The organism is Parerythrobacter lutipelagi, assembly GCF_005434975.1.
GTDB classification, from domain to species: domain Bacteria; phylum Pseudomonadota; class Alphaproteobacteria; order Sphingomonadales; family Sphingomonadaceae; genus Parerythrobacter_A; species Parerythrobacter_A lutipelagi.
On the sequence record NZ_SKCJ01000002.1, the window covers coordinates 797,436 to 818,870 of the forward strand.

19 protein-coding genes are annotated in these 21,435 nt (G+C 60.2%); 15 read left to right on the plus strand and 4 right to left on the minus strand.

Annotation, left to right across the window (positions count from 1 at the left end; translation table 11 throughout):
• The first annotated feature begins 95 nt into the window (after positions 1-95).
• The 4 genes from ilvD to E0502_RS12220 are packed head-to-tail and all read left to right on the plus strand — an operon-like array spanning position 96 to position 4,915.
• Complete coding sequence (ilvD, locus tag E0502_RS12205; RefSeq protein WP_137678268.1) at positions 96-1,952, plus strand: dihydroxy-acid dehydratase; 1,857 nt, start codon at positions 96-98, stop codon at positions 1,950-1,952.
• The gene (locus tag E0502_RS12210; protein WP_137678269.1) at positions 1,949-2,323 is read left to right on the plus strand and encodes a hypothetical protein; all 375 of its coding nucleotides are present in this window, start codon (positions 1,949-1,951) and stop codon (positions 2,321-2,323) included. The genes ilvD and E0502_RS12210 overlap by 4 nt, the downstream gene beginning before the upstream one ends.
• Positions 2,298-3,725: an NAD(P)H-hydrate dehydratase gene (locus tag E0502_RS12215; protein WP_137678270.1), complete on the plus strand. Its 1,428-nt coding sequence runs from the start codon at positions 2,298-2,300 to the stop codon at positions 3,723-3,725. The genes E0502_RS12210 and E0502_RS12215 overlap by 26 nt, the downstream gene beginning before the upstream one ends.
• The gene (locus E0502_RS12220) at positions 3,722-4,915 is read left to right on the plus strand and encodes a class I SAM-dependent RNA methyltransferase (protein WP_137678271.1); all 1,194 of its coding nucleotides are present in this window, start codon (positions 3,722-3,724) and stop codon (positions 4,913-4,915) included. Before E0502_RS12215 ends, E0502_RS12220 begins: the two co-directional genes overlap by 4 nt.
• On the opposite strand, the gene E0502_RS12225 is transcribed toward E0502_RS12220, so the two are convergent.
• From E0502_RS12225 to E0502_RS12240, 4 genes are read right to left on the minus strand one after another with little or no spacing between them, the layout of a single operon-like run.
• The gene (locus tag E0502_RS12225) at positions 4,912-5,685 is read right to left on the minus strand and encodes a hydrolase 1, exosortase A system-associated (protein ID WP_137678272.1); all 774 of its coding nucleotides are present in this window, start codon (positions 5,683-5,685) and stop codon (positions 4,912-4,914) included. The two genes, E0502_RS12220 and E0502_RS12225, sit on opposite strands and share 4 nt — an antisense overlap.
• On the minus strand, positions 5,682-6,368 hold the full coding sequence (locus tag E0502_RS12230) for a hypothetical protein (RefSeq protein ID WP_137678273.1): 687 nt from the start codon (positions 6,366-6,368) through the stop codon (positions 5,682-5,684). Before E0502_RS12230 ends, E0502_RS12225 begins: the two co-directional genes overlap by 4 nt.
• Before the next feature lie 2 nt (positions 6,369-6,370).
• Positions 6,371-6,682, minus strand: a complete 312-nt coding sequence (locus E0502_RS12235; RefSeq protein WP_137678274.1) for an acyl carrier protein — start codon at positions 6,680-6,682, stop codon at positions 6,371-6,373.
• Between the two features lie 36 nt (positions 6,683-6,718).
• Entirely contained in the window at positions 6,719-7,693 is a 975-nt protein-coding gene (locus E0502_RS12240; protein WP_240049057.1) for a GNAT family N-acetyltransferase, read from the minus strand.
• Between the two features lie 27 nt (positions 7,694-7,720).
• On the opposite strand from E0502_RS12240, the gene E0502_RS12245 reads away from it, so the two are divergent.
• The 11 genes from E0502_RS12245 (at position 7,721) to xrtA (ending at position 21,428) form a co-directional block, all read left to right on the plus strand.
• Complete coding sequence (locus tag E0502_RS12245; RefSeq protein ID WP_137678275.1) at positions 7,721-9,247, plus strand: acyl-CoA ligase (AMP-forming), exosortase A system-associated; 1,527 nt, start codon at positions 7,721-7,723, stop codon at positions 9,245-9,247.
• Positions 9,244-10,470, plus strand: a complete 1,227-nt coding sequence (locus E0502_RS12250; protein WP_137678276.1) for a pyridoxal-dependent decarboxylase, exosortase A system-associated — start codon at positions 9,244-9,246, stop codon at positions 10,468-10,470. The genes E0502_RS12245 and E0502_RS12250 overlap by 4 nt, the downstream gene beginning before the upstream one ends.
• Positions 10,471-10,650: 180 nt before the next feature.
• Positions 10,651-11,295 carry an XrtA/PEP-CTERM system exopolysaccharide export protein gene (locus E0502_RS12255; RefSeq protein ID WP_240049059.1) on the plus strand — a complete coding sequence of 215 codons (645 nt, stop codon included), beginning with the start codon at positions 10,651-10,653 and terminating at the stop codon, positions 11,293-11,295.
• Between the two features lie 16 nt (positions 11,296-11,311).
• Positions 11,312-12,835 (plus strand): XrtA system polysaccharide chain length determinant, encoded by a 1,524-nt coding sequence (locus E0502_RS12260; protein ID WP_137678277.1) that lies wholly within the window; start codon positions 11,312-11,314, stop codon positions 12,833-12,835.
• An 11-nt stretch (positions 12,836-12,846) separates the two neighbouring features.
• Entirely contained in the window at positions 12,847-13,890 is a 1,044-nt protein-coding gene (locus E0502_RS12265) for a P-loop NTPase family protein (RefSeq protein WP_137678278.1), read from the plus strand.
• A 6-nt stretch (positions 13,891-13,896) separates the two neighbouring features.
• Positions 13,897-15,525 carry a preprotein translocase subunit YajC gene (locus tag E0502_RS12270; RefSeq protein WP_137678279.1) on the plus strand — a complete coding sequence of 543 codons (1,629 nt, stop codon included), beginning with the start codon at positions 13,897-13,899 and terminating at the stop codon, positions 15,523-15,525.
• A gap of 17 nt (positions 15,526-15,542) precedes the next feature.
• Positions 15,543-16,691, plus strand: coding sequence for an XrtA/PEP-CTERM system-associated ATPase (locus E0502_RS12275; protein ID WP_137678280.1), 1,149 nt, complete (start codon positions 15,543-15,545; stop codon positions 16,689-16,691).
• Positions 16,692-16,704: 13 nt separating this feature from the next.
• On the plus strand, positions 16,705-17,592 hold the full coding sequence (locus tag E0502_RS12280) for an XrtA system polysaccharide deacetylase (RefSeq protein WP_192895957.1): 888 nt from the start codon (positions 16,705-16,707) through the stop codon (positions 17,590-17,592).
• Positions 17,589-18,656, plus strand: a complete 1,068-nt coding sequence (locus E0502_RS12285) for a FemAB family XrtA/PEP-CTERM system-associated protein (RefSeq protein ID WP_137678281.1) — start codon at positions 17,589-17,591, stop codon at positions 18,654-18,656. The genes E0502_RS12280 and E0502_RS12285 overlap by 4 nt, the downstream gene beginning before the upstream one ends.
• The gene (locus E0502_RS12290; protein WP_137678282.1) at positions 18,656-19,876 is read left to right on the plus strand and encodes a TIGR03087 family PEP-CTERM/XrtA system glycosyltransferase; all 1,221 of its coding nucleotides are present in this window, start codon (positions 18,656-18,658) and stop codon (positions 19,874-19,876) included. Before E0502_RS12285 ends, E0502_RS12290 begins: the two co-directional genes overlap by 1 nt.
• Positions 19,866-21,428 carry an exosortase A gene (gene xrtA, locus E0502_RS12295; protein WP_137678283.1) on the plus strand — a complete coding sequence of 521 codons (1,563 nt, stop codon included), beginning with the start codon at positions 19,866-19,868 and terminating at the stop codon, positions 21,426-21,428. The genes E0502_RS12290 and xrtA overlap by 11 nt, the downstream gene beginning before the upstream one ends.
• Positions 21,429-21,435 lie beyond the last annotated feature (7 nt).

Consider the following 21,435-nt stretch of genomic DNA (forward strand, 5'->3'; position numbering starts at 1 on the left):
CAGCCTGTGGCAGGCTAAAGATTTTCCCTTTCGACTGACACGGCGCTTGCTCTAGGGTCGCCAGCGCAACCGAATTGTCTTTCCGGAAGGACATCATGCCCGACTATCGCTCCCGCACATCGACCCACGGCCGCAACATGGCCGGCGCGCGCGGCCTGTGGCGTGCCACCGGTATGAAAGACGATGATTTCGGCAAACCGATCATCGCTGTTGTGAACAGCTTTACACAATTTGTCCCCGGACATGTCCACCTGAAAGACCTGGGCCAGATGGTTGCGCGCGAGATCGAGGCAGCGGGCGGCGTAGCCAAGGAATTCAACACGATAGCGGTCGATGACGGGATTGCGATGGGGCATGACGGGATGCTCTATTCGCTCCCCAGCCGCGACCTGATCGCTGACAGCGTTGAATACATGGTCAACGCCCACTGCGCCGATGCGATGGTGTGCATTTCCAATTGTGACAAGATTACCCCCGGCATGCTGATGGCAGCGATGCGGATAAACATTCCGGTCGTATTCGTCAGCGGCGGCCCGATGGAAGCGGGCAAAGTGGTGCTGAAGGGCAAGGAAGTCGCCCTAGATCTGGTCGATGCAATGGTGGCTGCCGCCGACGAAAGCTACACTGACGAGGAAGTGGCCGAGATCGAACGATCCGCCTGTCCCACATGCGGATCATGCAGCGGGATGTTTACCGCCAATTCGATGAATTGCCTGACTGAGGCTCTCGGGCTTTCGCTCCCGGGCAACGGCTCGACACTGGCGACCCACGCCGACCGCAAACAGCTGTTTCTGCGTGCAGGGCGGCTGGTGGTCGAACTGTGCCGCCGGTATTACGAGGACAGCAACGATAATGTCCTGCCGCGCTCTATCGCCAGCTTCGAGGCTTTCGAGAATGCGATGAGCCTCGATATCGCCATGGGCGGGTCGACCAACACCGTGCTCCACCTGCTGGCCGCTGCGCAGGAAGCAGGGGTCGACTTTACGATGGAAGATATCGACCGTTTAAGCCGCAAAGTGCCCTGTCTGTCCAAAGTTGCTCCTGCCAAGTCGGATGTCCACATGGAAGATGTCCACCGCGCGGGCGGCATCATGTCGATTCTGGGCCAGCTGGACCGTGCGGGGCTACTCCATACAGCTTTACCGACCGTGCACAGTGCTACGATGGCCGATGCGCTCGATGAATGGGATATTTCGCGCACCAGCAGCCCATCTGTGCAGCAATTCTTCAAGGCTGCACCAGGCGGCGTGCCGACGCAGACCGCATTCAGCCAGGACCGGCGCTGGAGCGAGCTCGACCTCGACCGGCAAGGCGGCGTTATCCGGAGTGCGGAACACGCCTTCAGCCAGGATGGCGGGTTGGCGGTGCTGTACGGAAATCTCGCGGAGGATGGCTGCATCGTGAAGACCGCCGGAGTGGATGAGAGCATCCTCAAATTTTCCGGCCCGGCCAAGGTTTATGAAAGCCAGGATGCAGCGGTAACCGCCATTTTGACCGATCAGGTTGAGGAAGGCGATGTGGTCGTCATCCGTTACGAGGGGCCGCGCGGGGGACCGGGGATGCAGGAAATGCTCTACCCCACGAGTTACCTCAAATCGAAAGGTCTCGGAAAGGCCTGCGCATTGGTGACAGACGGCCGGTTCTCAGGCGGGACGTCAGGGCTTTCCATCGGTCATGCCTCACCCGAAGCGGCCGAAGGCGGGACCATTGGCCTGGTTCAAAGCGGGGACTTGATCGAGATCGATATCCCCGAGCGGACGATAACGCTCGCCGTGGCGGAGGCGGAGCTGGCAGCCAGACGCTCCGCAATGGAGGCCAAGGGGGATGCCGCGTGGCAACCGCTCGAGAAGCGCAAGCGCAAGGTTTCTGTCGCGCTGCAAGCCTATGCTGCAATGACCACCAGCGCGGCGCGCGGAGCGGTGCGCGATATCACGCAGCTGCGCCGCAAATGAGGAACCTCGCTGTCACAATATGCGCCGTTATACTTGCGGCCTGTTCATCGGACAAAGCTCTGCCGCAGCAGGCCGAGGAGGGTGCTAGCCCCGTCGACTGCGCGCTGGGTGAAGGCAGCGATTTCGGTGTGTTTTGTCTGCTCGAGTCGGACACTATCGAAGGCAAGAGCATCGTGACTATCCGTCATCCGGACGGCGGTTTCCGCCGCTTCGTTGTGCAGGAAGACGGCAGCGGATTGCGCGCAGCCGACGGGGCGGACACGGCGCAAAACACGTTGATAGAAGACGGCGCGCGCCTCGAAGTGGTTGTCGGTATGGACCGCTATCGACTACCGGTCCGGGAATATGTCGCAGCCGCTCCTCAAGACTGATCAGGTGCTGACCGTCGCCCAGATGCAGGCGGCGGAGCAGGCGTTGTTCGATTCGGGCATCAGCGTAGACGAACTGATGCAACGTGCCGGGCGCGGCGCCGGTGAAATCGTTTGGCGGATGGCTGCAGGACACAAAGTGTCGGTGCTATGCGGGCCCGGCAACAATGGCGGTGACGGCTATGTGATCGCACAGCTGCTGCATGAGCGCGATGTGCCGGTAACGATAGTTGCCCCGCTTGAACCGAAAACTGACGCCGCAAAGAAAGCCAGGTCGCTCTACAAGGGGAAAATAGCCGCGAACGCGCATGGGTTGTCCGGTGCCGTGTTCGTGGATTGTCTGTTCGGCAGCGGGCTGACACGGGAGCTGTCGAACGATTTGGCAGGCCTCGTCGATGGACTGATCCTCTCGCACGAGATGTCGATCGCGGTCGATTTGCCAAGCGGAGTCGAATCCGACACCGGTCAATGTTTCGATCGTCTCGGCGAATATCGATGCACTATTGCGCTGGGCGCATGGAAATTCGCTCACTTTAGCGGTCCTGCCTCTACGCAGATGGGCCGCTTGCACCTCGTCGATATCGGCGTCGGAAAGATCGGCAGCGGCGCATATCTCATGCCGCATGCGCGAGTCTCCCTTCCTTGGCCCGCTGCGCATAAATATACGCGCGGCCTGCTTGCTGTGATCGGTGGGCAAATGCCGGGCGCGCCTGTGCTCGCAGCAAAAGCAGCGATGCGGGCAGGGGCAGGCTATGTAAAACTGTTCACGCCTGAAGTTCCGCATTCCGTTCCAGCAAGCCTTGTGGCAGACACGCAGGCACTGGACGTTTCGCTCGAAGACCCCCGAATTGATGCCCTGTTGGTTGGACCAGGCCTTGGTCTGGGAGACAATGCGCGTGAACGGTTGCGGCTGACACTCGACCTGCAGTTGCCCACGGTGCTTGATGCCGATGCGCTGCGCTTGCTCGACTATGCGATGCTGCAGGATGCCGAGCCTGAAACTATCGTCGTCACGCCGCATGACGGTGAATTGCGCAAGTTGTGTGAAACCTTCGGGGTTGCAGCCGATTGCAAGCGTACGCGCGCGGCAGGACTGCAAGCGGCCACCGGCATGACGATCATCGCCAAGGGCCCGGATACCACCGTCCACGGCGAGGGTGAACGCGATGGCGAGACAATCCTGACCGGCCTGTTCCGCCCGGCTTCAAGCTGGCTCTCGGTGGCGGGAAGCGGAGATGTTCTGGCTGGCATCGCCGCCAGCCGTCTCGCGGCGGGCGAAGATCCGTTCGATGCTGCCGTGCAGTCCGTTTGGCTGCACGGCGAGGCAGCACATCTCGCAGGCGCCGCGTTCACCGCAGATGATCTGGCTGAACACGTTTCACAAGCAATGGCCGCGCTTCGATGAGCGACCGCGAAGAGATCATTCGTATCGCTGCCAAAGGAGACGGGGTGACGACCAGCGGCCGTCATGTCGCCTTCGCGGTGCCCGGCGACACGGTTGGCGCGGATGGTCAGGTGATCGCCGGGCCACATCACAATGACCCTCCGTGCCGTCATTTCCGCAAATGCGGTGGGTGCCAGTTGCAGCATGCTGATGAAGAATGCTGGAGTGAATTCGTGCGATCCCGAGTGGTCAATGCCGCGGCCGGGCATGATCTTGAGCCTGAGGAAACCCTGCCGGCCTATTGCTCGCCTCCTGCCTCGCGGAGACGGGTCACATTGCATGGGACGACGGGCAAAGGTGGCGTGCTCGGTTTTCGGGAGCAGGGCTCTCATCGCGTCGTCGACCTGAGGGAATGCCCGGTGATGCGACCGGAACTTGCCCGGCTGATCGCGCCTCTGCGTGCGCTGTTGGCATCATTGCCAGTGCGGTCCGCAGTCGACATCCATCTTTCCATCGCCGAGCAGGGCGTTGTGTGCGAATTGCGCAAGTTGGAGCTCGAGGGTCTGCAAGCGATAGAGCGTGTCACGAACTTTGCGCAAATCAATCGCTTGGCCCGTCTCACCGTCGACCAGGGCTATGGTGCTGAAACCCAGTGGGAACCAGAGCCTGTGACTGTGTCACTTGGAGGGGTGTCGGTTGGCCTTCCGCATGATTCCTTCTTGCAGCCGACCGCAGATGGTGAGGCGGCGCTGCTAGCGGACGCGCAAGCCTGGCTGCAGGGGGCGCACCTGGTTGCCGATCTGTTTGCCGGACTCGGGACGTTTGCCTTTGGCGTATCCGGAGATTGCAAGATCCTGGCAGTCGAGGCAGCGCGCGACGCGCACCTTGCTTGCAAGGCGGCAGCGAATTCTCGCGGGCTCCCGGTGCACGCGCTCCATCGCGACCTTTTCCGCAATCCGTTGACTACTGCCGAGCTCGACAAATTTGATGCCGTGATAGTCGACCCGCCCCGGGCAGGAGCGCGCGAACAATGCGAGCAGATCGCGGCAAGCGGCGTCGAGCGTGTGGTATATGTCAGTTGCAATCCATCGAGCTGGGCACGCGACGCGAGACGGCTTGTCGATGGAGGGTACAGGCTGGCGAAATTACGCCCGGTCGGGCAATTTCGTTGGTCGACCCATGTCGAATTGACGAGTCTGTTTGTTCGCTAAGCTCGCAGCGCGCCGAGGATTTCCTGCTCAAGCCACGTCTTCGCATCAGGTTCGACATAAGCGTGCGAGGCGCCGGGACAGCGCGCGATTCGCTCGTCATCAGATGGCCAGATCGAGGCGAAAACCTGAGCTGTCCGGTCCGATTCCGCGAGAAGTATCATTACCGGTCCGGCAAATTCGGCGAGCCCGGCCTGCATCTCGCGAGCAAGCGAGGAAGGCGCTGCTTTGGGTTTGGCGGCTTGCGCCAGTCCGCGCCCCAGTTTTCCGAGGTCTATCTCGCCCTTGAGCAAGCGTATCCATTCGCGCGGATTGGCGAGCTTGCCAATATAGCGTGAACGGATTGCCTCGGGCGGTGGTGTCCCATCGTCATCCTCGATGGTCCATGGATTGCTGAGGATTAGCGCATCGCAGCCCGCACCCGATGCCAGCATCAGAGCGCTCGCGGCATCACAATTGCCAAAACCGACAACCCGCCGGATACCGGGCGCTATGGCCCGGAAAGCATCCAGCGCAGCGGCAATATCTTTCTCGCTCTTGCGAAAGCCGCGATTCTCGCCGTCGCTGTCGCCAACGCCCCTGCGGTCGAAACGGAAAACGGGGAAACCTGCCTTCGCGATGTCCGCCGCCAGTCTCGACTGGCCCTGAAAGGCGCCCGAGCGTATCTCGTTGCCGCCGCTGACTAACATGAGTCCCGTGGTGCCCGGAGCGGAATCCAGTGTCCCGATGCACGTCCTGCCCTGGCATTCGAAGGTAAGATGCATCCGGCTCACTGGCCGAGTATCCCGATGGCCAGCACCGCTGCAAGCGCGTCAGCCTGCTCCGGATCTTCATCCGGTTCGGCCCGGAGCCACAAAGGCGTGCCGCCAACTGTTTCGTGATCGATGTCGATCGCAAAATCGTGACCCGGAAGGGGTTTTGAGGAAAGCGAAGTGTACATCTCGCTCCCGAGTGACCACCCGGCTGCTGTAATGCCTTGATTGGCTGCGATGTCCTGCAGTTCGGTCATCGTTTCGAATGTGCCGCTCTCCTGCGATGCCAGTGATCTGGCTCTGAGGAGGGACCGGACCGAATTCTTTCCCGCAATCGGGGCATAGCGCCAGCCGGGGAGATGACCGGGTGCGAAGAGCGCTCCGTTTCGCACGGAAAACCAATGTGTTACGCGAAAATGCTCACAGGCGCTTTCGACTGCAGCTCGAAGCATCGGGAGCGTCAAATCATCCTGCTTGAACAGGCTTTCGTTGGTTCCCGGAAGATCGGGCAGGATGCAGTCGATCCCGGAGAGATCGAGCCGGTACATGATCTCAGCGAGTTGTCGGCGGAACTTGTTCGCTTCATCGAATAGTGGCGGGATCAGCAAGAGGCGGTAGTCTCGCCCCCGGTCGAAAACCAGCGCGGCTTCCTCTCGGGATTTGCCACCATGATCAGGTGCGAGCCAAGCGGTGACCGCGCGCATGATCAGCCTTCGACGGCTTTCATCTCGGCAAAGGCGAGCAACGCGCCATACGTTTCCAGCATTTCGCCATCGACGTCATCGTCTTCGATAATGATATCGAGCCGGTCTTCCATTTCCGTCAGCAAGCCTGCCACGGCCATGGAATCGAGCTCCGGCAAATGGCCGAATAGGCCGGTCTCGCCATCGAATTCCTCAACCCGATCGCAATCCAGCCCGAGTACATCGGCAATGATTGCGCGAAGCTTGTCGTCGATAGCCTGCCGGCTCGGCGGCAGGCCGCGGCCAGCTTTTGGTGTTTCAGTCTCACCGGTCATGTAGGCCGAAATTCCCCTGAATGTGCGGCGCTGCCCTTAGCTTTGGGCGTTGCCGGGCGCAAGCCGGGTAAGCATTCGCTTGGCGAGTGCTGGCCAGGCGCGCAGGCTGGTCGGGTTGAGGCAGTCTATCCGGTACCGTGGCCGGTCTTCCTCCATCCAATCCCGCTTGTAGGGATCATTGCCAGTCCCGAAATCGACCAAATCGACTGAATCGATGTCGATCACATGCTCGAACAAGGCCGCGCTCAGCGTAGTGCCTGCCGAGAGCGCTTTCATCGATTCAAGATGCGCGAGTTTATGGATAAAGGCGGTGCCGTTTTCGACTGTCCAGAATTGGGCGGCAACCGGCTCACCCATATGTTTGGCAACGGCGAAACGCATACGACCTGCAGCAGCCTCGTCCTCGGCAAACTGGCGCAGCAGACGTGGATCGCCTTCTTCGGGTTTCCAGCTTTCCGCATAGATCGATTCGTAGTCCGCCCAATCGGTTGGATTGAAATCGGTGTGGATTGCAACGTCGACTTTCTTCGCTTTGCGTTTGAGTGTCGTCCGCACGGGCCCGGGGCGAGTCTCCCAATACTCGGCGAAGGATCGGCCTCTCACTGCGAGGACGTGGTTGTGGTCGCAACGGTCGAGTTGAACCTGCCAGCCAGCAGCGCGGAAGGCTTGGGCCAGATTCTCCGCTTCACCGGCTTCACCTGGCACAGGCGACATGACAATTCGTGACCTGCCGCGTCTGAGTTTCCGTGCCAGTTCTTCGACAAGCTCCTGATCGGTCCCGATCGGCGCCCATGTGAAGCTGTACCAATTGGTCAGCGAATCCAGGCGGCGACCGTGATCGGCAAACACAAGCGCTACGCTGCGATCATCTTTTTCCGCCACGGCGACGAGCACTTTCTCAGCTCGGTCTTCCAGCAGACGAAGCCATTCGGAGCGCAGGAAGGGTCCGTCAGCGGCGAGATTCATCGCTTGCAAGACGTTAACCGTGTGGTGATAGCTGAGCGTCGTCACGTTCGAATTTTGTCCTGCCGGAGCCTCATGTCCCTAGCGTCAGTACCTCAAGCCAAACCGCTCGACCATCTGGCGGAGCGCGGGGCCGATAGCGATCCCGCACTGGTGCTGCGTAGTGAAACGCTTAGCTTTAAGGACTTAAGAAGCCGTATTGCGCGTCTGGCGCAATGGTTGAGTGACAGAATTCCGGATAAGGGCGCTCGCATTGCAACATGGGCGGCAAAGGGGGAGTTGACCTGCCTCATGCCGTTGGCAGCGGCGAGAGCGGGGCTGGTGCATGTACCCATCAACCCGCTGCTCAAACACGCTCAGGTCGCGCATATCCTCAGCGACAGCGGCGCAAGGATGTTGATCGGGACCAAATCCCGACTGGCGACGCTGGCACAAGGTGATCTGCCTTCCGGGTGCGAATTGCTTGAAGAGAGCGATGCGCTCGCGGCGGCATTTGCGCGCAAAGACGGCATGCCGGCTAGCACAGCCGACCCGTCGGAACTGTGCGCAATTCTCTACACCAGTGGTTCGACCGGACGACCCAAGGGCGTGATGCTGAGCCACGCCAACCTGTGGCTGGGCGCGGTCAGTGTGGCGGACTATCTCGGGATGAAAAGCGACGATGTGACGCTCGCAGTGCTGCCGCTTTCGTTCGACTACGGGCAGAACCAGTTGCTCAGCGCATGGTACGCAGGTGGCTCTGCCGTCCCGCTCGACTATTTGTTCCCGCGCGATGTGGTGAAGGCTTGCGCCAAGCACCAGGTTACCACGCTGGCAGCGGTACCGCCGCTGTGGGTTCAGCTGACAGAGATCGATTGGCCATTGGAAGCCGTGACCCCGATGCGCCGGATGACCAACAGTGGCGGTGCATTGACCGCTGATCTGGTTCACCAATTGCGGACGATTTTCCCTGTGGCGCGGCTGTTCCCGATGTACGGGCTGACCGAAGCCTTTCGCTCGACCTATCTCGATCCTTCGCTGGTTGACAGCCACCCGACCTCGATGGGGAAAGCCATTCCGTTTGCAGAGATTCTTGTCATCGGCGACGATGGCAATTCCGCTGATCCGGGCGAGGAAGGCGAATTGGTCCATTGCGGCCCCTTGGTCGCGCAAGGCTATTGGCAGGATCCCGAACGCACGGCCCAGCGCTTCAAACCCGCGCCGTCCCATTCTGAGTTCGGCGGTCTGGCAGTCTGGTCGGGCGATAGGGTCAAGCGCGACGAGTCCGGTTTGCTTTACTTCGTCGGACGGCGCGATGCGATGATCAAGAGTGCGGGCAACCGGATCAGTCCGCAAGAGGTGGAGGAGGCTGCTTTGGCAAGCGGCCTGGTTGCAGAGGCTGTGGCCCTGGGCATTGCAGACGACAGGTTGGGACAAGCAGTGCACCTCGTCGTACGCCGCGAGCAAGAAGCACATGATGCGGAAGGTGCTCTGGTCAAATTCCTGAGCCGTGAATTGCCGAATTTCATGCAGCCGCAGGTGATACATTGGCGCGACAAGATGCCGCTCAATCCAAATGGAAAGATTGACCGGACCGCGCTTCAGCAGGAGATTGCGGCATGAAGCCTCTTGGTCCGATACCTGCCGGGTATGGCGCTGTTGGTGGCGAATTGGCCATCGGCGGCAGGCCAGCAAGCGAACTCGTCGCGGAGAGCGGGCGCACGCCGGTGTTCGTTTATTCGCGCCAGCATCTCGATGAGCGCATAGCGCAGTTGCGTGCCGCTCTGCCGAACCGTGTTGGTATCAATTACGCCATCAAGGCCAATTCATTCGCGCCGGTGCTCCATCACATGGCCGGGCTTGTCGATGGGTTCGATATCGCTTCCGGAGGCGAGCTGGCGATGGCTCAGGCTGCGGGGCTCGACCCTGCACGGATCAGCTTTGCCGGGCCGGGCAAGCGCGATGAAGAGCTTGAGGCGGCAATATCGGCGGGAGTGACGCTTAATTGCGAATCCGGCGGCGAAGTCGATCGCGCGCTGGCTATAGCTGAGAGGCTTGGCTTGACCCCGCGCATGGCACTCAGAGTCAATCCGAGCTTCGAGCTGCGCGGATCTGGCATGAAAATGGGCGGCGGAGCGAAGCCGTTCGGTATCGATGAAGCACAGGTGCCGGGGATCGCCCGCAAAATTCTTGAAGCCGCAGCCGACTGGCGCGGCCTGCACATCTTTACCGGCAGTCAGGCTTTGTCCGCTGACGCTATCATCGAAACCCAGGGCAATGTGCTCGACCTCGCGAGCCGTCTCGCGGCGGAGATCGGGGCTTCCTTGCCCAAGCTGAATATGGGCGGCGGCTTCGGTATCCCCTATTTCCACGGCGATGAACCACTCGATGTCGCAGCGATCGGATCGGCGCTTGGTCAGAGGCTAAGGGACCTGCCCGAAAACCTCCGGCAAACAGAACTTTGCGTCGAACTTGGTCGCTATCTTGTCGGCGAAGCCGGTGTCTACCTGACCCGGATCGTCGACCGCAAAGTGAGCCATGGCACGACCTACCTTGTGACTGATGGTGGCCTGCATCACCAGCTCGCCGCATCGGGCAACTTCGGTACGGTGGTGAGGCGCAATTATCCGGTGGCAATTGCCAGCCATTTCGATGCCGAGCCTGCAGAAGAAGTCTACGTCGTTGGCTGCCTGTGCACACCGCTCGACCGTTTGGCCGACGGAGCGATGCTCCCACGTGCCGAAGTAGGCGATCTGGTCGCGGTGTTCTGTGCCGGAGCCTATGGTGCTAACGCCTCTCCCAGCGCGTTTCTCGGGCAGGGGCCTGCCGCTGAAATGCTGGTTTAATCTTTGCATCCGATCCGTCCCGAATTGGGACTATGGCGTACTAAACATCGGGAAACGCAAAAAGGCTAACCGGATGTTCACCCTTTTTTGTGAGGAAGACCGCCTATCCGCGGATGTGGAAGGTCAGGTCGCTCCTGCCTTGCGCAAACAGTCCGCCCAACAAGGCAAGGATGCGCATCGATGCCGAATACACGTTTCACCTTTATTATGGCGGGTTCCGCGCTCTCTGCGCTCGCACTGACCGGCTGCGCGACCTCCAGCGGTCCGCAATTGCCCCCGGCGACGTTCACTGCCCTGCAGGAAGGCCCGGGTGAAGAGTATATAATCGGCCCGCTCGACGAGCTGACCATCCATGTCTGGCGCAACCCGGAACTGGGTGCAGAGAAAATCCAGGTCCGCCCTGACGGCCGGATCACCACGCCATTGGTCACGGACCTTCCGGCCAGCGGCAAGACACCGACGATGCTGGCGCAAGATATCCGCCTGCAACTTTCGCAATATATCGAAGAACCGCTGGTCTCGGTGATCGTCAATCAGGCGAACAGCACCTTTGGCCAGCAAATTCGCATCATCGGCGCGACCGAGAAACCGGCCTCGATGCCTTATCGTGCAAATATGACGGTGCTCGACGCGATGATCGCTGTCGGCGGTCTCAGCGAATTCGCCGCGGGCAATCGCGCCAAGCTGATCCGCTTCGACAAGCAGAAGGGCCGCCAGGTCGAATACGCCCTGCGGCTCGGTGACTTGCTCAAAAAGGGCGATAGCCGCGCCAATGTCCTGCTCAAGCCCGGTGATGTGATCATCATCCCGGAAAGCATGTTCTGAGAGGGCGACCGATAACATGAATGAAGTCTTCGAAGATCTGCGCACAGCGGTATACTCAGTCTGGCGGCGACGCTGGCTTGCGCTGTGCGTTGCATGGGCGGTCTGTGTCGTTGGCTGGTTGGCCATCGCACTCATACCCAATTCCTATGAATCGAATGCGCGCATCTATGTCCAGCTTGAGGATGTCCTGGCTGAACAGCTCGAGATCGCCGGCGGCGCAGAGCGCGATATCACGCGCGTGCGCCAGACGCTGACCAGCTCGGTCAATCTGGAAAAAGTAATCCGCTCCACCCGTCTGGGTGAAGGGATCGATGACCAGCGCAAGATGGAAAAAGCCATTCAGGACCTGACCGAAGCGGTCGAAGTCAAAAGCGAAGAAGACAATCTGTTCGAGCTGAGCGCCGAGATCGGCCGCGGTGATCTTTCGGATAATGAAAACGCCAAACTGGCGCAGGATGTCGTCCAGAAACTGATCGACATTTTCCGCGAGGAAAACATTGCCGGAAATCGCGGCGAAGTCGCAGAGACCATCGTGTTTCTCGATCAGCAGCTTGAAGAGCGGAAGAAAGAACTCGAAGCGGCGGAACAGCGCCGCTTGGTGTTCGAAGCGGAAAACCCGGATCTGATCGGCGGTGCGGACGGTGTTTCCTTGCGCCTTCAGACGCTGCGCTCTGAACTGCGCGATGTCGATGCCGACTTAGCGGCCGCTTCCAGCGCGCTTGCCTCGATCGATGGCCAGATTGCCGGAACGCCGCGCATGATTGCTGGCGGTGCGAACGAAACGGGCAGCGCGCGTGCTGCGCTCGCTCAGGCGCAAGCTCAGCTTGCCCAGCTTCAGTCGCGCGGTCTGACCGATAGCCACCCGGACGTTGTCTCGACGAAGAAACAGGTCGATCTGTTGCGCCGTCAGGCTGCCAACGAAAATCCCAACACCGGCGGCTCGCCAAATCCGGCCTACACCGGCTTGATGTCCGTCAAATCGGAGCGGCAGGCCAATGTCCAGGCACTGACTGCGCGCAAGGCTGCGCTCAACGCCGAACTCTCGTCGCTGATGGCAAGCCAGGCGAGTGAACCGACGGTTGCCGCTGAAGCCAACCGGATCAGCCGTGACTATCAGGTGCTCAAAGACAAGTATGACGAACTGCTCAACAATCGCGAGGAAATGCGCCTTCGTGGCCAGGTGGAAACCAACCGCAGTTCGTTCAAATTCGAAGTGATCGACCCGCCAACGACGCCGCGCGCGCCTTCTGCGCCGAAGAGACCGATCCTGCTGCTGGGCGTCCTGTTTGCAGGCCTCGCGGCGGGTATCGGTGCAGCTTTCGCGATCGGTCAACTCAAGTCGACCTACTCGACGACCAGCGGGCTCGAGCGCTCGCTCGATCTGCCGGTACTCGGTTCGATCTCGCAGACGCTTACCGACGCCGCGCGCGAACTGCAGCGCAAGCGGTTAAAGCAGTTCTACGGCGCGTCAGCGGCACTAGGTGGGCTTTGTTTCACTCTGCTCGCGATCGAATTCGTCCAACGCGGCATGTTGGCCTGAGGAGCGGACAGATGACCGAACACAAGAAAATTCCGCTGCCTGAAGGCGAAGTGCCGAAGGAAAGCTCGCTGCTCGAAAGGGCCAGTGGTGCCTTCGGCTTCGACCCGTTCAAAGCAGCGCCGTTCAAGGGCAAATTGCCCGAGCGCGAGATGAAGCGGGCAAAGGTTCTCAAGCATGACGGAGACACGGCAGAAGCGCCAGTGGCTGCGCCGGCTTCACCCGAAGCTGCACGCGAACTGCCGCAAGAAATAGTGTCCGATGCCAACCTTCCGGCGCCTGTACCGCCGTCTGAGATTGTCGTTCGCCAGGATGTCGGCGGTGTTCAGCTCGACGGTCCGATGTTCGAAATCGACCGCGAGTATCTGCGCGATCAGGGGATAATCGTACCGGAGAACGCTGCCAGTGCGCTGCGCGAAGAGTTCAGGATTGTGAAGCGCCAATTGATCGAGACCGCGAAACAGCGCGGAACGGCGGTTTCGCGCCGCATTCTCATCACGTCGCCGCATCCGGGCGAAGGCAAAACGTTCTGCGCAACAAATCTCGCCATCTCGATGGCTTGCGAGCGTGACAGCGAAGTGTTGCTGATCGACGCCGATTTCGCCAAGCCATCGATCCTTTCGACGTTCGGTCTGCCGAAAGGCGCAGGCTTCATGGATTGCCTCGCCGATCCTTCGGTCAATCCGGAAGACCTGGTTATCGGAACCGACATTCCGGGTCTGTGGGTTTTGCCGGCTGGCAATCAGACCAATGCCGACAGCGAATACCTGACCAGTGCGCGAACCGATGAAGTGCTGGAACGGCTGACGGTCGGTGCACCTCACCGTGTCCTGATCTTCGATTCACCACCAGCGCTGGCAGCATCGCCGGCAGCCGAGCTGGCCAAGCATGTTGGCCAGACTGTGCTTGTGGCTCGCGCTGACCAGACCGGCCAGAGCGCGCTCGAAGATGCTTACCGACTTCTGTCCGGCTGCAGCGATGTAAAGCTGTTGCTTAACGCGACCCAGTTCAGCCCCAGTGGGCGGAATTTCGGGTCTTACTACGGTTACGAGGAGTAACCCGCAATGAAACGTCTAACCCTTGTCACCGGCGGAGCGCTGATCGCTCTCGCAACTTCCGCGCCTGCAGTGGCGCAGGAAGCCGAGGAGGAGCGCGCACAGCGGACTACAGTCCAGCCGTATATCGAACTGAACCAGATTGGCGTCGTGACCCTTTCACCCGATGAGGACGGGGTCACCTACACACAGGCTGCGGCAGGCGTGGATGCGACGGTAACAGGCCGTAACACCGGCGGTTCCGTGTCGATCCGCTATGAATACAACAAGGCCTGGGACGGTGATGTTGCAGATAGCGACACAGTCAGCGGGGTTGCCCGCGGCTACGCCTCGATAATTCCGCAGGCGCTGACCGTCGAAGCGGGCGCGCTTGCTGCGCGTACCCGAGTTGACGGCAATGGCGGCGCGACGCTGAACGCGCTCAATGGAGAAGACAGCGAAAGCCGCATCTATTCCGCTTACGCAGGGCCGACCCTCAACACTCGCGCTGGCGATGTCGCCATCGCTGCCCAGTATCAGGTAGGATATACGCGCGTGGAATCGCCCGATGCGCTGATCACCGCGCCCGGTGCTGAGCCCGTCGATGTGTTCGATGACAGCCTCAGCCAGCGCGCTTCCGTGCATGTCGGGACCAGCCCGGGGGAACCTCTGCCGATTGGCCTCGGCGTTGGGGCAGGCTGGCAGCAGGAAGATATTTCAAACCTCGACCAGCGCGTGCGAGATGCGCACATCCGCGGTGACGTGACGGTTCCGGTGTCGGACACCGTCGCGCTTGTTGGCGGTGTCGGTTACGAGGATGTCGAAGTTTCGAGCCGTGATGTGCTCCTTGATGCCGGTGGTCAGCCGGTGATCGGCGACGATGGCCGCTTCGTGACCGACAAGAGCCAGCCCCGACGCATCGCATTCGAGGCCGATGGCCTTATCTGGGATGTCGGCGTGGTTTGGAAACCGAGTTCGCGTACCGCATTTGAAGGCCACTATGGCCGCCGCTACGATTCCGATACGTACTACGGCAGCTTCGCATGGGCACCGAACAGCCGCAGCTCTGTCAATGTCTCTGTGTATGATGCGATTGCCGGGTTCGGTGGTCAGCTGAACACCGCGCTGGCCAATCTGCCGACGGAATTCAACGTTAGCCGTAATGCTCTGACAGGCGATGTCGGCGGCTGTGTCGCCAGCGTCGAAGGCAGCCAGTGCCTGACGGGCGCGCTCGGTTCTGTCCGTTCGTCCGTGTTCCGTTCGCGCGGCGTATCCGGCAGCTACACCACCTCGATCGGCCGCATGACTGCCGGTGTCGGGGCAGGGTACGACCGCCGCAAATTCCTTGCCGCAGAAGGCACCGTTCTCGCCGCGGCAAATGGCGTGACGGACGAAGCCTATTACGCCTCGTTGTTCCTGTCGGGTGACATTGGACAGCGTGCAAGCTTCAACACCAATGCTTACGCGACGCTGCTGCAAAGCGGATTCGACTTGCAGGGCGATGTGCTGGCTCTGGGGGCGTCGGCTTCTTACAGCCGCTCGTTGACGGACAGCCTTTCTGTTCGTGCTGCCGTCGCACTCGACCATATCGATAGTGACCTCGAACTCGAGGACTTCACGACCGCATCCGGCCTGCTTGGCCTGCGGTACGGATTCTGACGCTGGGGGACGTTAAAATGTTTGATGATTTTTATGGGCTTACTGGGCGACCGTTCCAGCTAACCCCGGACCCGAATTTCTACTTCGAGAGTACGACTCACCGCAAGGCGCTGTCTTATCTCGGCTATGGCCTTGCACAGTCTGAAGGCTTCATCGTCATCACTGGCGAGATCGGCTCGGGTAAGTCGACGCTTGTCGCGCACCTGATGCAGAAGATCGACAAGGAGCAGATGACTGTCGGCCAAGTCGTCACCAGCAACCTCGACGGTGAGGAACTGGTGCATGTGGCGGCCCAAAGTTTCGGGCTGGATGTCGAAGGGCACGACAAAGCCAGCGCTCTTGGCGCAATCGAGAATTTTCTGCACGAGGAAGCGCGCGAGGGGCGCCGTTGCCTGTTGGTGGTCGACGAATCGCAAAATCTTTCTGTGGAAGCGCTTGAAGAGCTTCGGATGCTGTCGAACTTCCAGCTCGGCTCCCATCCGCTCCTGCAGCTTCTGCTGCTCGGCCAGCCTGAATTCAAGCAGGTCCTGGCTCAGCATGAAGAACTCGAACAACTGCGCCAACGCGTCATCGCTGCGCACCACCTCGAAGCGATGGAGCCTGGCGAACTCGAACCCTATATCAAACACCGCCTCGAATGCGTGGGCTGGGATGGGAATCCGTCATTCGACCAGCGTGTTTTCGCAGAGCTTTACGCAGCAACAGGTGGTATCCCGCGCAAAGTCAACCAGGTTGCAACGCGCCTTTTGCTGCTGGGAGCGGTCGAGCAACGTTCGCGCATCGACAACGCGATGCTGACTTCCGTGCTTGCTGAAATGCAGCATGACAACGCCTTTCCCGAGGCTGCTCCCAAGCCGTTGGAAAAGCTCGGCCCGGCACCGTCAATCGGGCCGGTCAAGCATGCGACATACCCGCAACCGTCGCCGCGCGCTCGTGTCGAAGACCTTCTCGCTGAGCGAGATGTTCAGATTGCCGAACTGCAACAGGCCATCGTGGAACTGTCGGACACGGTTGAGAAGGCAGAGGGTGGATCGGTTCCTGACAATCTCGCGGAGCGGCTCGCCTCGCTCGAAGATCGGCTTGAAGAACAGGAGCGCATGGTCCGTCACGTACTGACCATGATGATCGAATGGATGGAAAGCGGCCAGTCACGCGCTGCAGCCTGAGGAGGCGGTTTCGATGAAGCATGAGCCGATTTCGGCTGCACCCGTCGTCAATGGCCTGTCTGTTGATGTCGAGGACTGGTTCCAGGTCGGAGCGTTCGAAAACGTAATCGGACGTGACGACTGGGACGGGTTGAGCCTGCGCGTCGAGGACAATGTCCTGCGCATTCTCGACCTGTTCGACGAAGCCGAGGTAAAGGCGACATTCTTCACGCTTGGCTGGGTCGCCAAACGGCACGGACCGCTCATGCGGCGGATCGTGGAAGCGGGGCATGAACTGGCGAGCCATGGCTATGACCACGCACGTGTGTTCACATTCTCACGTAAGGAATTCGGCGAGGATATCCGCAAGGCACGTGAAATTCTTGAGGATGCCTCTGGTGCGAAGATCACTGGTTATCGCGCGCCGAGCTTCTCGTTCGATCAGCGCACACCGTGGGCCTATATGGAACTCGCAGACCAAGGCTATATTTATTCCTCCAGTGTCGCACCTGTTGCGCATGATCACTACGGCTGGAAAGAGGCGCCGCGCTTCGCCTTCAAGCCGTTGCCGTGGTCAGACCTGGTCGAAATTCCGGTTACCACCGCGATCCTCGGCGGAAGACGCGTGGCTGCGGGTGGCGGAGGATTTTTTCGTGTCCTGCCCTATGCATTTTCGCGCTGGGCGATCCGTCAGGTCAACCGAAGTGAAGGCAAGCCGGCGATCTTTTATTTCCATCCTTGGGAAATCGATCCCGACCAGCCGCGTGTGGCCGGTGCACCGATAAAATCTCGCATTCGCCACTATACAAACCTCGAAAAAATGGCCCCCAAATTGCGCGGGCTGGTTCACGAGTTTGCCTGGGGCCGGATGGATGTGCTCGCACATCGCGAAGCGGCTGGCGCGCAAGAGCTGGTGACGTGAATGCTCCGTTTGCTCTTGGCAGTGAGGTGATCAGCCTGGTTGATCTGAGGGATCCGGGTGAAATCGCCCGGATCGAAGGATTTGTAGCGGATTTGCGCGGCAGCGTCTTTCACCGTCCTGCATGGTCGCTGGCGGTTGAACAGGGCACAGGGCAAAGAGCTTTAGGTCTCGTGGCCGAAAAGTGTGGTTCGCTCCACGGGTGGATGCCGCTGACTGAAGTGCATTCGCCGATTTTCGGCCGTGCGCTCGTTTCAAGCGGGTTCGCCGTTGGAGGAGGGCCACTGTCAGAAAAGCACGCCACCTCGGTGGCCTTGTGCCACGCCGCTCAGGAAGTGGCGTCGCGCCGATCGTGCGCATCGATCGAAATACGCAGTGGCGGAGCTCCGGAAACCTGGCGTACATGGAACGACACCCATTGCGGTTTCGAACGCGAGCTTGCGGACAACGACGAAGCGGAACTGCTCTTGGTTCCTCGCAAGCAGAGAGCGGAAATTCGCAAGAGCCTGAAGCTCGATTTTGTCGTCGAAGCGGGCTCGAGCAAACGCGATAGAGATGCACACTATGCGGTTTATAGCGCCAGCGTGCGGAATCTGGGCACGCCAGTCTTTCCGCGCAGCCTGTTCGGCGCGATGCTCGACCGATTTGGTGCGGATGCGGACATTCTGACTATCCGCCATGCAGGCGAGCCTGTCGCGAGTGTTTTGTCCTTCTACCACCAGGGCACCGTATTGCCCTTCTGGGGAGGCGGAACCTACGCCGCCCGGCACCTCAGAGCAAACGAGCGGATGTATTACGAACTGATGCTGCACGCTCGCCGCCGCAAGGGATGCGGACGGTTTGATTTCGGACGGTCGAAAACCAACAGCGGGCCCTATAGCTACAAGAAAAACTGGGGGTTCGAGCCGCATCCCCTGATCTATGCCGGTTGGACAGTGCCGGGCGAAACTGCGCGCGATATCGATCCGACAAGCGAAGCCTATTTGCGAAAAATCGATCTGTGGAAGCGTCTGCCGCTATCCATGGCGAACAGGGTGGGGCCATTCATCGCCAAGGGATTGGCGTAATGAGTGATATTCTCTTCCTGTCCCATAGGATACCATTCCCGCCCGACCGTGGTGACAAGATCCGGTCCCACCACCTGCTTAAGGCGTTGGCTCACATCGCTCCGGTTCATGCCGCGACGTTTGGCGAGACTGCTGCCGACATGGCCGAAGAAAGCGCGCTTGAGGGTGTAGCCAAAAGCCATCTGCTCATTCAGCGGGACAAGGCTCTGCCAATCGCTGGGATCGAGGCTTTGCTGACCGGCAAGCCAGTAAGCCTGACCGCGTTTGACGATGTCCGGCTCCGCGAATGGGTCGGGCGCACACTGGCCGAGCAACCGATCAGGACCATTGTCGTCTTCTCCGGCCAGATGGGTCAATATGTGCCTGACGATTTCGATGGCCGCGTTGTGATCGATCTGTGTGATGTCGATTCCGCGAAGTTCGATGCTTATGCTGAAGAGGGCCGCCTTCCACGCTCTCTGATAGACCGCCGCGAAGGGCGCATCCTTGCAGCAGAGGAAGCCCGGCTGGCTGACCGGTCAAATGAAGTGCTTCTTGTGAGTGAGGCTGAAGCCGAGCTTTTTCGATCACGCTTGCCGGACGGATCGGCACGCAAGGTGTCAGCTCTGCGCAACGGTATCGATGCGCACTTCTTCGATCCGGAAGGGGCAACAAGCCCGTCTCCCTTTGCCGGCGGAGCAGGGCCGCATCTCGTATTTACCGGCCAGATGGACTACCCGCCAAACGTTTCTGCGGTCCAGCGCGTTGCGGCAAGCTTGCTTCCGTCGATCCGGCAGGAATTTCCCGATGCTCAGTTTCATATCGTGGGACGCGCGCCAATCGACAAGGTGATGCGATTGAATGCGGTTGCGGGAGTCAAGGTATGGGGGGAAGTGCCTGATGTGCGCCCTTTCATCCGTGCTGCGGATGCTATTCTGGCGCCATTGACCATCGCGCGCGGGATTCAGAACAAGGTGCTGGAAGCCATGGCAATGGCTCGCCCGGTCATAGTCTCTCCCGAAGCAGCGACGGGGATTGACGCCACCGATGGAATTCACTTCGCCGTTGGCGATAGCGATGACGCGCTGGTCAAGCTGACGATTGCGACGCTGTCCGATGGCGAAGCAGCTAAAGCAATGGGTGTAGCCGCCCGACGCTACGTCCTACAGAATCAGAGCTGGGAAGCGATGCTGGCCCCGTTGCCTGCACTACTGGGCAGAGAACCTCGTCATGTCGCTTGAAGCCACTGCATCACCGGGCGCGTCCGCAGCCGGCGCGACATCGCTGCCACTGCAATGGCGGTCGGCCCTGACACGGTTTGCCATGGTTTGCGCAGCGGTGCTGGCGGTAACGTGGCGTGACTGGTGGGCGATGTCTGACCAGTGGTGGAATATCTCAACCTACAACCACATCTTGCTCGTCCCGCCGATCATTGGATGGCTGATCTACATTCGCCGCGATGCGCTGCTGGAGATCGATCCTGCGCCGTGGTGGCCTGGTTTGCTTCCTCTTGCCGGAGCGATGTTTCTCTGGCTGCTGGGTTCTGTCGCAGGTGTCAACAGCGCCAGCCAGCTCGGCGCGGTTGCTACGCTCATGCTTGCCGTACCCGCTACACTCGGGCCGCGTGTCGCTCTCGCCTGCGCGTTCCCGCTGGCCTACATGCTTTTTCTGGTTCCGTTCGGTGACGAACTTGTCCCGACCCTGCAGATGGTCACCGCGGCGATTGTGATCTGGCTGACTGAAGCCAGCGGCATTCCGGCGGTAATAGACGGCGTTTTCATCGACACGCCAGTCGGCCTGTTTGAAGTGGCGGAAGCATGCTCGGGGGTGAAGTTTCTTGTCGCCATGATCGCGCTCGGGGTCCTCGTTTGTTATGCGTGTTTCAAGCGTTGGAAAATGCGCTTCCTTTTTATGGCCGCGGCCATAATTTTGCCCGTTCTCGCCAACGGCATCAGAGCTTGGGGCACGATATATATTGCGCAGTCGCAGGGCATCGCATTCGCCGAGGGGTTCGATCATATTTTCTATGGTTGGGTCTTTTTCGCAGTGATCGTATTTCTGTTGCTTGCAGCATTCTGGCGATCATTCGACAGGGATCCGGACGAGCTCGGGATAGACTTTCCTCAGTTCATGAACTCCAGTTGGATGAACCGACTGGCCATCCCGGCCCGCGCGACTGGGCTCCATCTTGCGGCTGCGCTGCTCTTTATCGCTGGCATGTTCGGTTGGCAGTTTGCAGCTTCGACCATTGCTGCGGACATTCCGGAACAGATCGCTTTGCCGGACGTGCCGGGGTGGGAGAGGGTGGACTACAAGCCGGATGTGGCTTGGAGCCCGCGCATGAACGGCGCTGATCACAAGCTGTTGGGCAGGTATCGTGACGCGAAAGGGCGGGAAATCGACGTCAGCTTCGCGCTGTACGCGGCGCAGTCCGAAGGCCGGGAAGCGGGCGCGACAGGGGAGGGTGCATTAATCCCCGACACCGCGTGGCGCTGGGTCGGCCCGTGGGAGGCAAATACCGAGTCCAGTGGTGAGGAATTGCTCGCTTTCGGGCAAGTCAGGCGGTTTGCTGCAACAAGCTACCGGACCGGTTCAGTGCTGACCGGAAAAACCAGCAGCCTCAAGCTGCAAAGCATGCGTGACCGTCTGCTCATGGCGGGTAAGCCAACCATGACCCTAATTCTCTCGGTCGAGGGCGCTGATCGCGAAGCAGCCAAACAGACCCTTGCCGATTTTGGTGCTGCAACCGGCGACCGCGGGGAATGGATGGACCGCATAGCCAGGGTGCGATAGGGCGCAG

Coding starts and splice junctions, on each gene's coding strand:
- ilvD (WP_137678268.1), top strand. CDS start 96: ATGCCCGACTATCGCTCCCGCACATCGACCCACGGCCGCAACATGGCC.
- E0502_RS12210 (WP_137678269.1), top strand. CDS start 1,949: ATGAGGAACCTCGCTGTCACAATATGCGCCGTTATACTTGCGGCCTGT.
- E0502_RS12215 (WP_137678270.1), top strand. CDS start 2,298: ATGTCGCAGCCGCTCCTCAAGACTGATCAGGTGCTGACCGTCGCCCAG.
- E0502_RS12220 (WP_137678271.1), top strand. CDS start 3,722: ATGAGCGACCGCGAAGAGATCATTCGTATCGCTGCCAAAGGAGACGGG.
- E0502_RS12230 (WP_137678273.1), bottom strand. CDS start 6,368: ATGCGCGCGGTCACCGCTTGGCTCGCACCTGATCATGGTGGCAAATCC.
- E0502_RS12235 (WP_137678274.1), bottom strand. CDS start 6,682: ATGACCGGTGAGACTGAAACACCAAAAGCTGGCCGCGGCCTGCCGCCG.
- E0502_RS12245 (WP_137678275.1), top strand. CDS start 7,721: ATGTCCCTAGCGTCAGTACCTCAAGCCAAACCGCTCGACCATCTGGCG.
- E0502_RS12250 (WP_137678276.1), top strand. CDS start 9,244: ATGAAGCCTCTTGGTCCGATACCTGCCGGGTATGGCGCTGTTGGTGGC.
- E0502_RS12255 (WP_240049059.1), top strand. CDS start 10,651: ATGCCGAATACACGTTTCACCTTTATTATGGCGGGTTCCGCGCTCTCT.
- E0502_RS12260 (WP_137678277.1), top strand. CDS start 11,312: ATGAATGAAGTCTTCGAAGATCTGCGCACAGCGGTATACTCAGTCTGG.
- E0502_RS12265 (WP_137678278.1), top strand. CDS start 12,847: ATGACCGAACACAAGAAAATTCCGCTGCCTGAAGGCGAAGTGCCGAAG.
- E0502_RS12270 (WP_137678279.1), top strand. CDS start 13,897: ATGAAACGTCTAACCCTTGTCACCGGCGGAGCGCTGATCGCTCTCGCA.
- E0502_RS12275 (WP_137678280.1), top strand. CDS start 15,543: ATGTTTGATGATTTTTATGGGCTTACTGGGCGACCGTTCCAGCTAACC.
- E0502_RS12280 (WP_192895957.1), top strand. CDS start 16,705: ATGAAGCATGAGCCGATTTCGGCTGCACCCGTCGTCAATGGCCTGTCT.
- E0502_RS12290 (WP_137678282.1), top strand. CDS start 18,656: ATGAGTGATATTCTCTTCCTGTCCCATAGGATACCATTCCCGCCCGAC.
- xrtA (WP_137678283.1), top strand. CDS start 19,866: ATGTCGCTTGAAGCCACTGCATCACCGGGCGCGTCCGCAGCCGGCGCG.